Below are 12,590 nucleotides of genomic sequence, written 5' to 3' on the forward strand. Positions count from 1 at the left end.
GCAGTAGGGCGGGCAGGATATGGACCGCCGGATTTCCTTATGCATCGCCTGCCCGCCATTACCCTGTTCCTGATCATGGTGGCGCCCCAGCCCGCTTTTGCGCAAGTCGCCGTGGCGGACAGCGGCGATACGGCCTGGATGATGCTGTGCGCCCTGCTGGTGCTGCTGGCGGCACTGCCGGGACTGGCGCTGCGCCATGCGGGGCTGGCTCCCATGCGTAGCGCCCTGACGACAGGCGTGCAGGGATTGGTGGTTGCCGCCAGCGTTTCGCTGCTGTGGGCGCTTGTCGGCTACAGCCTGGCCTATGCGCCGGGCAGCGGATGGCTGGGCGGAAGGGCGCATCTGTTGCTGGCCAGTCTGGGCGCGCTCCGCGACGGGTTGACCGTGCCGGAATCGACCTTCGTGCTGTTCCAGATGGCGCTGGCGATGCTTGCCGCGGGCCTGCTACCCGGCGCGGTGGCCGGGCGGGTGCGGCTGGGATGGATGGCAATGTTCACGCTGCTGTGGCTGTTGCTGGTCTATGCGCCGGTGGTGCACTGGGTCTGGGGCGGCGGGTGGCTCGCCAATCTGGGCGTCATGGATTTCGCTGGTGCGCTCGTCGTTCATCTGACCGCCGGATTTTCCGCGCTTGCGCTGGCGCTGGTCGTCGGCAAACGGCGCGCCCCCTCTTCGGGACATGCCCCGGTGCTGGGCATTTCAGGCGGCCTGCTGTTGTGGATCGGCTGGGCCGGCATATTGGGCGGATGGTCGTTCGGCGCGACGGACAATGCGGCGACGGCTGTTTTGAACGGCCATTTCGCCGCTTGCGCGGGCCTCTTCGGATGGATGCTGGTAGAACGGATCGACAAGGGACGCGTCACCGCCAATGGGCTGGTTTCGGGCCTGTTGGCAGGGCTGGTGGCGATCTCCGCCTGCGCTCCCCTGGTCGGGCCGGGCGGGGCAATGGCGATCGGGATGATCGCCGCCATCATCTGCCGTCTGGCCAAGGCCTTGCTGGGCCGGCGCATCGACGATGCGGCCGACATTTTCGTGATCCACGGACTGGGCGGGCTGACGGGCGTGCTGCTGCTGCTCTTCTTCGTGCTGCCCGCTTTGGGCGGAGTCGGTTTCGCAACGGGCATCAGCCTTGGCGGCGCCTTCGTGGCTCAGTCGATCGGCATCTTGGCGGTGGCGCTTTGGGCAATGGCGGGCACGGCGATCATTGCGCTGATGCTGTCTGTGGTCAGTCCCGCCCGGATCAGCGCGCGCGAAGAGGCCGAGGGGCTGGACGTCACCCGGCATGGCCAGCCAAGCTGGGATTTCCGCCAGGAATCATGAACGTCGCGGTCGGCATCTTCGCGCATCAGGAGGAACGGCGGATTGGGCTCTGCCTCGCTTCCCTGCCGCTCGATCGGGCGGACATCGTGTTCCATGTGCTGGTGAACGGGTCGAGCGATCATACTGCGACGCGAGCGCGGGAAGCATCCGGCGGACGGGCCCATGTCATCGTTCACGATCTGGCGGCTGGGGGCAAGGCAAGAACCTGGAACCATTTCGTCCATCACCTGCTGGGCGGCGGAGAGGATGCAGTCGTCTTCATGGACGGCGATGCGGAGATCGAGGCCGGATCGATCGACGCGCTGGTGTCCGATCTCGCCGCGCAGCCTGAGGCGAATGCGGCCGCTGGAATGCCGATGAACGGGCGTTCCGCACAATCCTATCGCCAGCGGTTGCGCGAGGAACGGGGATTGTTCGGCGATCTCTACGCCCTGTCGGGGCGTTTCGTCGCGGCGATCCGTTCGACGCGGCTGCGGCTGCCCGAGGACCTGATCGGCGACGACGGTCTGGTGGCGGCATGGGCACACACCAATCTGGGATATGATGCCGATTGGCGGCGGGAGCGCATCCTGGCCTGCGAGGAGGCGGGTTTCCGCTGCGAGCCTGTCAGCCTGATGAGGCCTTCCACCCTGCGCATGCAATATCGACGGATGATCAATTATTCGGTTCGTTTTTATCAGAACCGGATCGTTTCGGACATCATGGCCCGCGAAGGCATTTCGGGACTGCCGGGGCGTATGGACAGCCTATATGCCCAATGGTTGCCGCAGTTCCGGCCCCGCTCCCTTCCGACAGGCTGGTTCGACCGGAAGGCGTTGGCACGCATGCGGGATTCCGTCCGAAACATGTGAATGCGCGCCGATGGAAATGTCGGCGCCCTTGAACAGGACCGCTGCCTCTGCGCAATTCCGGCGAATATGAAAAGGGCCAGAGAAAGCTTCCTTTCCTGGCCCCTTTTCATGGATGGCGTCGCCGTCTTAGCGATCGCGCCCCGCCAGTTCCTTATTGATGTAAAGGGCTACCATCGTCGCCACCGCGCCGGACAGCAGGTAGATGCCCGATGCGGCCAGCCCGAATTTCACCGATAGCAGCAAGGCCACCAAAGGCGCGAAACCGGCGCCGACCAGCCAGGCCAGGTCGGACGTCAGCGCCGATCCGGTATAGCGCGCCTCCGTTGCGAAATTGGACGCGACCACGCCGGACGACTGGCCGAAAGCGAGGCCGAGCAGCATGAAGCCCAGGATCATGAAGGCTACCTCACCCAGGTCGCCGCCGTTCAGCAGCAGCGGCGCCATGACGCTGAAGATCGCGATCCCAAGCGCCGACCATGCCAGCAGCGAGCGGCGGCCGATCTGGTCGGCGATGAAGCCGGACACGACGATCGCCAGCAAGCCCACGGACGCGCCAATCATCTCGATGATCAGGAACCGTTCCAGCGGCTGGTTGGTGAAGAGCGCGACCCAGCTCAACGGGAACACCGTCACCATGTGGAAAAGGGCGAAACTGGCCAGCGGAGCGAAGGCGCCGATGATGATGTTGCGCCCTTCCGCCTTGACAGTCGGCAGGATTTCCGACGGTTGAAGGTCCTTCTGCTCGAACAGGCGCTCGAATTCATGCGTCACCACGATGCGCAGCCGGGCGAACAGCGCGACGACGTTGATGGCAAAGGCGACAAAGAAAGGATAGCGCCAGCCCCAATCAAGGAAATCCGCGCGCGTCAGGGTAAGCAGGAAGAAGGCGAACAGCCCGCTCGCCACCAGCAGGGCCAGAGGCGCGCCGAGTTGGGGCACCATCGCGTACCAGCCGCGCTGATGCTGCGGCGCGTTCAGCGACAGCAGCGAAGCCAGACCATCCCAGGTGCCGCCAAGCGCAATGCCCTGCGCGGCTCGCAAGATGATCAGCACTAGCGCAGCATAATGGCCAATGGTCGCATAACCCGGCATGAACGCGATGGACGCGGTCGAACCGCCGAGCAGGAACAGCGCGACGGTCAGCTTCGTTCCACGGCCGTAGCGGCGATCGATCGCCATGAAGATCAGCGAACCGATCGGCCGCGTGATGAAGGCGACGGCAAAGATCGCGAAGGAATAGAGGGTGCCGGTCAGGGCATCCACATAGGGGAACACCAGGCTCGGAAACACGATGACCGAGGCGATGGCGTAAACGAAGAAATCGAAAAATTCGGAGGTGCGACCAATGATCACACCAATGGAAATATCACCCGGCGCGATCTTGTGGTCCCGCGCATTGATCAGGCGCGCATCATCCTCCAGCGATCGGGAGGTGAAGGTCATGGCCTGTGAACTCATCGGCATCCGCTCCTTGGCTAAGCCACCGGAACCATCTTTTGTTCTGCCGGCGGCTACGGATAGGCAACATAGCAGAAAACCCACGGAATCTAAGCAGTATCCCATGCTTCAAGCATTTTTTGCATCTGCGCACTATGGGACAAATTGCCCACTGTTCGACTCCTTGCGGAAACGATAGGCGCCCGATCATGTCAAACCCCCTCCCCTTTGATCGGGCCTGGATTTTCCGTTGGCCCGCTCCGATTCTGGCGCTGCCGCTCACGGGCTGCAACTGGGTCGTCATGAACCCGTCGGGCGATATTGCGGTGCAGCAGCGCGATCTGATCCTGATTTCGACCGCGCTGATGCTGCTGATCGTCGTCCCTGTCATGGCGCTGGTCGTCTTCTTCGCTTGGCGCTACCGCGCAGCGAACCAGGCGGCGGACAAGGATTATGATCCGGATTGGGACCATTCCACCAAGCTGGAACTGCTGATCTGGTCGGCGCCCCTGCTGATCATCATCTGCCTGGGCGCGTTGACCTGGGTCAGCACGCACAAGCTCGACCCCTATCGGCCGCTGGAGCGCATCGACGCCAGGACGGCGATCGACCCCAAGGTGAAGCCGCTGACGGTCGAGGTCGTCGCTCTCGATTGGAAATGGCTGTTCATCTACCCCGAACTGGGCATCGCCACGGTCAACGAGCTGGCGCTGCCCGTGAATGTGCCGGTGCGGTTCGACATCACCGCCTCCACCGTGATGAACAGCTTCTACGTGCCTGAACTCGCGGGCCAGATCTATGCCATGCCCGGCATGAAGACGCAGTTGCACGCGGTTGCAAACCGTCCGGTCGCGGGCACCGGCATATCCGCCAACTATTCGGGCGCCGGTTTCACCCACATGCGCTTCGCCTACAGGGCGCTGGACAGGGCCGCATTCGACGCCTGGGCCGCCAGGGTAAAGGCAAGCCGTGCCAGCCTTGACCGCAACGTCTATCTGACCCTGGCCAAGCCCAGCGAGAAGGCGCCGGTCGCCTATTTCTCGGCCGTCGATCCCAAGCTGTTCGACGCCGTGGTCAATCTTTGCCCGCGCCCCGGCCAGCGCTGCATGAGCGAGTTGATGCACGTCAACATGATGGGCGGCGCAGGCAAGGAATCGGCGCGCGACACCAACGGCCTGCGCTACGACTTTCCCGACAGCCATGTGATCGAACAGTCGGACCAGAACAAGGGGCAGGAGACGGCTCCCGACGCTCCGGCTGCCGATGGCGCAAGGGGCGCATCTCGGATTCCGGGCGATCACTCTTCCCACAGCGGCGCTGATGCGCACGCGCAGCATCGGTAAGGCCCATGACTGGCACAATGACAACAGCACAGATGATCTTCGGTCGTCTGACATGGGACAGCTTCCCATGGCATGAGCCCATCGTCGTCGCGACTTTCGTCGCGGTGGTGCTGGGCGGCGCGGCGCTGGTCGCGGCGCTCACCTATTTCAGGCTCTGGGGCTATCTCTGGAAGGAATGGTTCACCAGCGTCGATCACAAGAAGATCGGCATCATGTACATGGTGCTGGGCCTCGTCATGTTCCTGCGCGGCTTTGCCGATGCGATCATGATGCGCATCCAGCAGGCCTGGGCCTTCAACGGCTCCGAAGGCTATCTGAATGCCCATCACTACGACCAGGTGTTCACCGCCCACGGCGTGATCATGATCTTCTTCGTGGCGATGCCGTTCATCACCGGCCTCATGAACTATATCGTCCCGCTTCAGATCGGCGCGCGCGACGTCAGCTTCCCCTTCCTCAACAATTTTTCCTTCTGGATGACGACAGGCGGCGCGGTGCTGGTCATGATGTCGCTGTTCCTGGGCGAATTCGCGCAGACCGGTTGGCTTGCCTATCCGCCGCTGTCGGGCATCGCATACAGTCCGGCGACCGGCGTCGACTATTATATCTGGGCGCTGCAGGTGGCGGGCGTCGGCACGACATTATCGGGCATCAACCTGATCGCGACCATCGTCAAGATGCGCGCGCCGGGCATGTCGCTCATGAAGATGCCGGTGTTCACCTGGACCTCGCTCTGCGCCAACGTCCTGATCGTCGCCTCTTTCCCGATCCTGACCGCCACGCTCGTCCTGCTATCGCTGGACCGCTATGCCGGCACCGCCTTCTTCACCAATGATTTTGGCGGCAATCCGATGATGTACGTCAACCTCATCTGGATCTGGGGCCATCCGGAAGTCTACATCCTCATCCTGCCGCTGTTCGGCGTCTTCTCCGAAGTGGTCTCGACCTTCTGCGGCAAGCGGCTCTTCGGCTACACCTCCATGGTCTATGCGACCTGCACTATCATGGTGCTGTCCTATCTGGTGTGGCTGCACCACTTCTTCACCATGGGTTCGGGTGCCAGCGTCAACAGCTTCTTCGGCATCACGACGATGATCATCTCGATCCCGACGGGCGCCAAGCTGTTCAACTGGCTGTTCACCATGTACCGCGGCAAGATCCGTTTCGAACTGCCGATGATGTGGGCCGTCGCATTCATGCTGACCTTCACGGTCGGCGGCATGACCGGCGTGCTGCTGGCGGTTCCGCCCGCGGACTTCGTGCTCCACAACTCGCTGTTCCTGATCGCGCATTTCCACAATGTGATCATCGGCGGCGTGTTGTTCGGCCTGTTCGCGGCGATCAACTACTGGTGGCCCAAGGCCTTCGGGTTCAAGTTGAACGTCTTCTGGGGCAAGGTCAGCTTCTGGTGCTGGAACATCGGCTTCTGGCTGGCTTTCGGCCCGCTTTACGTGCTGGGCCTGATGGGCGTCACGCGCCGTCTGCGCGTGCTGGACGACCCCTCGCTGCAGCCCTGGTTCGTCATCGCCGCGATCGGCGCCGGCATCATCGCGATGGGCATCGGCGCCATGCTGATCCAGTTCGCCGTGTCCATCTGGAAACGCGAGGAGCTTCGCGATCCGACCGGCGATCCCTGGGACGGCCGTACCCTTGAATGGGCGACCAGCTCACCCCCGCCGGAGTATAATTTCGCCTTCACGCCCGTCGTGTATGACGGCGACACATGGGCGGACATGAAGAAGAACGGCTATCAGCGCCCGCTGAGCGGCTACAAGCCGATCCACATGCCGAGCAGCACGGGTGCAGGCGTGATCCTGGCCGGGCTGGCGACGCTGTGCGGCTTCGCCCTCATCTGGTACATCTGGTGGCTCGCGGCACTGAGTTTCATCGGGATCGTCGCGGTCGCCATCGGCCACACCTTCAACTACAAGCGCGACTTCTACATCCCGGGGGAGGATGTGACGCGCACCGAGGAAGAGCGCACGCAAATCCTCGCGGCGGGAGTCTGACACGCATGAGCAGCGCCACTGCAACGATGGAACCACGGGCCTATCACCTGCCTGAGGAACCGCACCTCCATGAAGGCCACAGCACCATGCTGGGCTTCTGGATGTATCTGATGAGCGACTGTCTCATCTTCGCCATCCTCTTCGCCACCTATGCGGTGCTGGGCGGCAGCTTTGCCGGCGGACCGGGACCAAAGGACCTGTTCGACCTTCCGCTCGTCGCGCTCAACACCGCGATGCTGCTCTTTTCCTCGATCACCTACGGCTTTGCCATGCTGGCCATGGAGAAGAACCGGGTCAGCGCGACGCAGGGCTGGCTGTTCGTCACACTGCTGTTCGGCGGGGCGTTCCTGTTCATCGAACTCTACGAATTCTCGCACCTCATCCATGAGGGCGCGGGGCCGTGGCGTTCGGCGTTCCTGTCCTCCTTCTTCACGCTGGTCGGCACCCATGGACTGCACGTCACCTTCGGTTCGGTCTGGCTGATCACGCTGATGGTGCAGGTCGCGAGGAAGGGCCTGATCCCGGCCAACAAGCGGCGGCTGATGTGCCTGTCGATGTTCTGGCACTTTCTCGACGTCATCTGGATCGGCGTCTTCACCTTTGTCTATCTGATGGGAGTGCTCCGGTGAACGACGCCGTCCATCCGCACGGTGGCCATGACCACCATCATGACGATCATCATGACGCCCATTCGCACGGCAGCTTCGGCAGCTACATGATCGGGTTCGGCCTGTCGGTGATCCTGACGGCCATTCCATTCTGGCTGGTGATGAGCGGCGCACTGCACGATCCGCAACTGACCGGCATCGTCATCATGGGCTTCGCCGCGGTACAGGTCGTCGTCCACATGATCTACTTCCTGCACATGAACACCCGCGTCGAAGGGGGCTGGTCGTTCATGGCCATGATGTTGACCGTGGTGCTGGTCGTCATCGTCCTGTCGGGATCCTTGTGGGTCATGTATCATCTGAACGCGAACATGATGCCACATGCGCAGATGGAGATGGACATGGGTCCGACTCAGGAAATGCGCGTCATGCAGAATATGAGCGAGATGCCGTGACAACGGCCCAAGACGGGGAGCGCTCCAGGCGCTCCCCGGCCTTTCTGATCGGCCTGACGCTGATCGCCCTTTTCTTTTTTGCAGGATTTTGTGCCCTCGGCGCCTGGCAGGTTCAGCGCCTCGCCTGGAAGCGTGACCTGATCGCCCGTGTCGACGCGCGCATTCATGCCCCCGCCATCCCCGCTCCCCGCACGGCCGCAAGGGTCGACGAATATCGCCGGGTACGGATTTCCGGCCACTTCGTGCACGACAGCGTTGCCCTGGTGCAGGCCGTCACGGTGCGGGGGGCGGGTTTCTGGGTGTTGACGCCCCTCATCACCGATGAGGGGTTCACGGTCATCATCAATCGCGGATTCGTGCCGCCCGACCGCCAACGCGACTATATGCGTCCTTCAGGAGAAGTGACGGTTTCCGGCCTGCTGCGGCTCAGCGAGCCGGGCGGCGGTTTCCTGCGCTCCAACGACCCGGCAAGCGACCGCTGGTTTTCCCGCGACGTCGCGGCCATCGCTGCGGCACGCGGGATCAGGGGACCATTGGCCAATTATTTCATCGACGCCGATGCCGCCGCCGATCCCGACGCCTTCCCTGTCGGCGGCCTGACCGTCGTCGCATTTCCGAACAATCATCTGCAATATGCGATCACATGGTTCGCGCTGGCGGCGATGGTCGCGGGCGCGTACATCTTCGTTATGCGCCAGGAGCGAAAAGACCGTCGGGAATGAACCGGAACCTGCCGATCAGCACCCTCTGGCAGCCCAGCCAGTGGCCCGCCCACGCGGCGGGTCGCAAGAATCTGGCGCTGCTGGTGCAATTGCGATGGCTGGCTATTGCGGGGCAGTTGATCACCATCCTCGCCGTGCATTTTGTCATGGACATCCGCCTGCCGATCGCACCGATGCTGCTGATCGCCGGCATGGCGATATTGATGAATGGCCTCAGTTTCGGCGCGCTGCGCAAGCGGACGGACGTTTCCCACGCAGAACTGTTCCTGTCGCTGCTGTTCGACGTGCTGCTGCTGACGGCGCAGCTCTATCTTTCGGGGGGCGCGACCAACCCGTTCATCTCGCTTTATCTGGTGCAGGTAGCACTGGGCGCGGTGCTGCTGGACCGCTGGAGCATCTGGGGCATCGTCTTCGTATCGGCACTATGCGCAGGGCTGCTGGCGCTGCATTATCGACCGCTTGACCTGCACGGCGCGCTGGAAGGGCATTTGTTCGACCTGCATATCGTCGGCACCTGGGTCTGTTTGACGATGATCGCGGTGCTGCTGGTGCTCTTCGTGCTGCCGGTAACCCGCAATCTCCAGGCGCGGGACGCCTATCTCGCCCGTCTGAGGCAACAGGCGGCGGAGGAGGAGCATATCGTTCGCATGGGCCTGCTTGCATCCGGTGCGGCGCATGAGCTGGGCACCCCCCTCTCCCAGCTTGCGGTCGTGCTGGGCGACTGGAAGCATATGCCGGAGATCACGGTCCATCCCTCGCTGATCGAAGAGATCGAGGAAATGCAGGCGGCGGTCCAGCGCTGCAAGGAAATCGTTACGGGCATACTCCTTTCCTCGGGCGAGGCGCGGGGCGAGGCGCCGGCGGTGACCAATGTGCCCGATTTCATCGAAGGCATCGCCACGGAATGGCGCAGGGCCAATCCCGGCATGCCCCTGCGCTGCGATTTCGGACCGCATGACTATCCGCGGATCATCGCTGATCCGGTCATCCGCCAGGCCATCGGCAACCTGCTTGACAATGCGCGGGAGGCTGGGGCGAGCTATATCGACCTGCTGATCGGACGGGACAGCAGCTCGCTCAATATCGCGGTGCGCGACAATGGCGGCGGCTTTTCCGACGCCATGCTGGAAGATTTCGGCAAACCCTATCGGTCGAGCAAGGGCAAGCAGGGCCATGGCCTGGGCCTCTTCCTTGTGGTCAATGTCGTACGCAAGCTCGGCGGAAGCGTCAGCGCGAGCAACGGCGCGGATGGCGGTGCACTCATCCTGCTGCGGCTGCCGCTAGGTACAGTGGCGCTGGAGGAGGAGACGGCACCATGACGGATCGCCTGCTGGTGATTGTCGAAGATGATGCGGCGTTCGCCAAGACTCTGAAACGTTCCTTCGAACGGCGGGGCTATGGCGTGCTGACGGCGGACAGCCATGCGGCGCTGGAAACGATATTGGCTGGCAGCAGACCTGGCTTCGCGGTGGTTGACCTGAAGCTGGGCGCGGAGTCCGGCCTCCTATGCGTGCAAACATTGCATGCCCATGATCCGGCGATGGTGATTGTTGTACTGACCGGCTTTGCCAGCATCGCGACGGCGGTAGAGGCGATCAAGCTGGGCGCGTCCAACTATCTCGCCAAACCCTCCAACACCGACGATATAGAGGCGGCCTTCGCCCGCTCTGCCGGCGATCCATCCACACCGCTGGCGCCGCGCCCGACATCGATCAAGACGCTGGAATGGGAACATATCCACGAAGTCTTGAAGGACAGCGACTTCAATATCTCCGAAGCGGCAAGGCGCCTGGGTATGCATCGGCGAACGCTGGCAAGGAAGTTGGCGAAACGCCAGGTGGGTTAAAGGGGCCTGCTAAAATACCCGTCGATGGGCCGAGATCCGCAGATGAAAGCAGTATGCAGTTCGAGCCAGCCCGCAATGGCGCCCTTAAATGCCGAATCCCACTGAAAGAAATTCCGGGACCGGTCCGTTCCAGCCCTCGTCGGGGCCATCGTCCACGGGTTCGGGCCGCCGCGGCCGGGCGCCATTATCGACAGACCTTGCGGCACGATCGACAGACCTTGCGGCACGCGGTTCCTCCCGACGGTCGTCGCGGCGCTTGTCTGGCCTGCGATCATTTTCGGGACGGCGCGGCTCTTCCTTCGCCTTTGCGGCAGGAGCAGCGGCGGCAGGCGCGTCGATCGTCTCGATCTTCTGCTTGATCAGCTTCTGGATGTTGTCGATCGCCTCTGCATCATCCGACGTCACGAAGGTGTAGGCGACGCCCTTCGCCCCCGCACGCCCGGTGCGTCCGATGCGGTGGACATAATCGTCCGGATGCCAGGGCGCATCGAAGTTGAACACATGGCTCACGCCCTTAATGTCCAGCCCGCGGGCCGCCACGTCCGACGCCACCAGGATGTTGACTGTCCCGGCCCGGAATCGCTCCAGTTCAGCGATGCGCGCCGACTGGTCGATGTCGCCATGGATCTCGCCCGATTTGTAGCCGTGGCGCTGAAGGCTCTTGTTGAGTTCCCGCACCGTCGTCTTGCGGTTGCAGAAGATCACCGCGCTCAGCACGTCCTCTGCATCCAGCATCGCGCGCAGGGCCTCGCGCTTCTTACGCGAATCCACCTTCACCAGCCGCTGGGTGATGTTGGTGGAGGCGGTGGCGGGCCGCGCCACCTCAATCGACTTGGGATTGCTGAGGAAGCGATCGGCCAGCTTCTTGATCGGCGCCGGCATTGTCGCGGAAAACAGCAGCGTCTGCCGCTGCGCCGGCAGCTTGGTACAGATTTCCTCGATATCGGGAATGAAGCCCATGTCGAGCATCCGGTCGGCTTCGTCGATCACCAGCATGCTGCAACCGTTGAGCAGGATCTTGCCGCGCTGGAACAGGTCCATCAGGCGGCCGGGCGTCGCGATCAGGACATCCACGCCCTTTTCCAGTGCCTTGACCTGGTCCCCCATCTGCACGCCGCCGATCAGCAGCGCCATGGAGAGCTTGTGATATTTGCCGTATTTCTCGAAATTCTCCGCCACCTGTGCCGCGAGTTCCCGCGTCGGCTCCAGGATCAACGATCGCGGCATCAGCGCCCGGGCACGGCCATGGGCAAGGATGTCGATCATCGGCAGCACGAAACTGGCCGTCTTGCCCGTCCCCGTCTGCGCGATGCCGATGATGTCCTTCATCATCAGCACGGGAGGGATCGCTTGGGCCTGGATGGGCGTGGGCGTGTCATATCCGGCCTCGATAACGGCCTTCAATAATTCGTCGGAAAGGCCGAGATCGGCAAAGGTCATTCAGGGGTCCGGGACAGGAGGCTCTCCACCCGCGCGAAAAGCGCAGGGGAAATCGGGCGCGCCTTGCGAAAATATCGGCCTCTTGTCAAGAAAATCGCGAAGATATGGCGTTAATCGTCGGGATCGGCCTGCTCCAGCCTGCGGAAACTGTCGATCGCGCAACTCGCCCCGCTACGCGCCTGCAACTCGTCCCGTCCGGAACAGAGCGAGCCGTCCTCATCGGGCTCGACATAGAAGCCGGAATAGAAACCCATGCTGTTGCACCCCCGCTCCAGCCTTGCGCGATAGCGGTGGTTGTCCGCCAGCAGGAGGTCTATGGCGTTGTCCATCAATATGCTTGCCGACCGAATCGAGCGCAGCGCGATGCACCGCGGCCCCTTCTTCTCCTTCCAGTCGTTCCTCGCCTGCGGCGCGGGACGAGCGGGCGCCCTGCCCCTCTTCGCCATCGGCACTCGGATGATGACGCGTTGCTCGATCGTCAGTTGCGCCCATTGCACGGGCTCGGCGGCCGGCGCCGTCAACAGCAGCAGGACAGAATGAAACAAGTCGAACCCCTTTTGGG

12 protein-coding genes are annotated in these 12,590 nt (G+C 62.8%); 9 read left to right on the plus strand and 3 right to left on the minus strand.

Features of this window, described 5'->3' with window-relative positions; translation table 11 throughout:
- Positions 1-39: 39 nt before the first annotated feature.
- Complete coding sequence (locus MRBLSP13_RS12745) at positions 40-1,317, plus strand: ammonium transporter (RefSeq protein ID WP_363754775.1); 1,278 nt, start codon at positions 40-42, stop codon at positions 1,315-1,317.
- Positions 1,314-2,168, plus strand: coding sequence for a glycosyltransferase (locus MRBLSP13_RS12750; protein WP_363754777.1), 855 nt, complete (start codon positions 1,314-1,316; stop codon positions 2,166-2,168). The genes MRBLSP13_RS12745 and MRBLSP13_RS12750 overlap by 4 nt, the downstream gene beginning before the upstream one ends.
- A 126-nt stretch (positions 2,169-2,294) precedes the next feature.
- Here the strand turns inward: MRBLSP13_RS12750 and MRBLSP13_RS12755 are convergent, their stop codons facing one another.
- Positions 2,295-3,626 carry an MFS transporter gene (locus MRBLSP13_RS12755; protein ID WP_133652197.1) on the minus strand — a complete coding sequence of 444 codons (1,332 nt, stop codon included), beginning with the start codon at positions 3,624-3,626 and terminating at the stop codon, positions 2,295-2,297.
- 188 nt (positions 3,627-3,814) lie between these two features.
- Between MRBLSP13_RS12755 and cyoA the strand changes: the two genes are divergently transcribed.
- Genes cyoA through MRBLSP13_RS12790 form a run of 7 tightly spaced genes read left to right on the plus strand, consistent with a single transcriptional unit; the run spans position 3,815 to position 10,588 of the window.
- Positions 3,815-4,948, plus strand: a complete 1,134-nt coding sequence (gene cyoA, locus MRBLSP13_RS12760) for a ubiquinol oxidase subunit II (RefSeq protein ID WP_363734610.1) — start codon at positions 3,815-3,817, stop codon at positions 4,946-4,948.
- A 5-nt stretch (positions 4,949-4,953) separates the two neighbouring features.
- A complete protein-coding gene (gene cyoB / locus MRBLSP13_RS12765; protein ID WP_363754779.1) occupies positions 4,954-6,957 on the plus strand; it encodes a cytochrome o ubiquinol oxidase subunit I in 2,004 nt (667 codons plus the stop codon).
- A gap of 5 nt (positions 6,958-6,962) precedes the next feature.
- Positions 6,963-7,586, plus strand: a complete 624-nt coding sequence (gene cyoC / locus MRBLSP13_RS12770; RefSeq protein WP_414714714.1) for a cytochrome o ubiquinol oxidase subunit III — start codon at positions 6,963-6,965, stop codon at positions 7,584-7,586.
- Positions 7,583-8,020 (plus strand): cytochrome o ubiquinol oxidase subunit IV, encoded by a 438-nt coding sequence (gene cyoD, locus MRBLSP13_RS12775; protein WP_363754781.1) that lies wholly within the window; start codon positions 7,583-7,585, stop codon positions 8,018-8,020. The genes cyoC and cyoD overlap by 4 nt, the downstream gene beginning before the upstream one ends.
- Positions 8,017-8,742, plus strand: coding sequence for an SURF1 family protein (locus MRBLSP13_RS12780; protein WP_363754783.1), 726 nt, complete (start codon positions 8,017-8,019; stop codon positions 8,740-8,742). The genes cyoD and MRBLSP13_RS12780 overlap by 4 nt, the downstream gene beginning before the upstream one ends.
- Positions 8,739-10,061: an ATP-binding protein gene (locus MRBLSP13_RS12785; protein ID WP_363754785.1), complete on the plus strand. Its 1,323-nt coding sequence runs from the start codon at positions 8,739-8,741 to the stop codon at positions 10,059-10,061. Before MRBLSP13_RS12780 ends, MRBLSP13_RS12785 begins: the two co-directional genes overlap by 4 nt.
- The gene (locus MRBLSP13_RS12790; RefSeq protein WP_133652204.1) at positions 10,058-10,588 is read left to right on the plus strand and encodes a response regulator transcription factor; all 531 of its coding nucleotides are present in this window, start codon (positions 10,058-10,060) and stop codon (positions 10,586-10,588) included. Before MRBLSP13_RS12785 ends, MRBLSP13_RS12790 begins: the two co-directional genes overlap by 4 nt.
- Before the next feature lie 84 nt (positions 10,589-10,672).
- Here MRBLSP13_RS12790 and MRBLSP13_RS12795 read toward each other — a convergent pair whose 3' ends face one another.
- Complete coding sequence (locus MRBLSP13_RS12795; protein ID WP_363754787.1) at positions 10,673-12,028, minus strand: DEAD/DEAH box helicase; 1,356 nt, start codon at positions 12,026-12,028, stop codon at positions 10,673-10,675.
- A gap of 110 nt (positions 12,029-12,138) precedes the next feature.
- A complete protein-coding gene (locus tag MRBLSP13_RS12800) occupies positions 12,139-12,573 on the minus strand; it encodes a hypothetical protein (protein WP_363754789.1) in 435 nt (144 codons plus the stop codon).
- Positions 12,574-12,590 lie beyond the last annotated feature (17 nt).

The organism is Sphingobium sp. LSP13-1-1.1 (assembly GCF_040676415.1).
Lineage (GTDB): Bacteria > Pseudomonadota > Alphaproteobacteria > Sphingomonadales > Sphingomonadaceae > Sphingobium.

Coding starts and splice junctions, on each gene's coding strand:
- MRBLSP13_RS12745 (WP_363754775.1), top strand. CDS start 40: ATGCATCGCCTGCCCGCCATTACCCTGTTCCTGATCATGGTGGCGCCC.
- MRBLSP13_RS12750 (WP_363754777.1), top strand. CDS start 1,314: ATGAACGTCGCGGTCGGCATCTTCGCGCATCAGGAGGAACGGCGGATT.
- MRBLSP13_RS12755 (WP_133652197.1), bottom strand. CDS start 3,626: ATGAGTTCACAGGCCATGACCTTCACCTCCCGATCGCTGGAGGATGAT.
- cyoA (WP_363734610.1), top strand. CDS start 3,815: ATGTCAAACCCCCTCCCCTTTGATCGGGCCTGGATTTTCCGTTGGCCC.
- cyoB (WP_363754779.1), top strand. CDS start 4,954: ATGACTGGCACAATGACAACAGCACAGATGATCTTCGGTCGTCTGACA.
- cyoC (WP_414714714.1), top strand. CDS start 6,963: ATGAGCAGCGCCACTGCAACGATGGAACCACGGGCCTATCACCTGCCT.
- MRBLSP13_RS12785 (WP_363754785.1), top strand. CDS start 8,739: ATGAACCGGAACCTGCCGATCAGCACCCTCTGGCAGCCCAGCCAGTGG.
- MRBLSP13_RS12790 (WP_133652204.1), top strand. CDS start 10,058: ATGACGGATCGCCTGCTGGTGATTGTCGAAGATGATGCGGCGTTCGCC.
- MRBLSP13_RS12795 (WP_363754787.1), bottom strand. CDS start 12,028: ATGACCTTTGCCGATCTCGGCCTTTCCGACGAATTATTGAAGGCCGTT.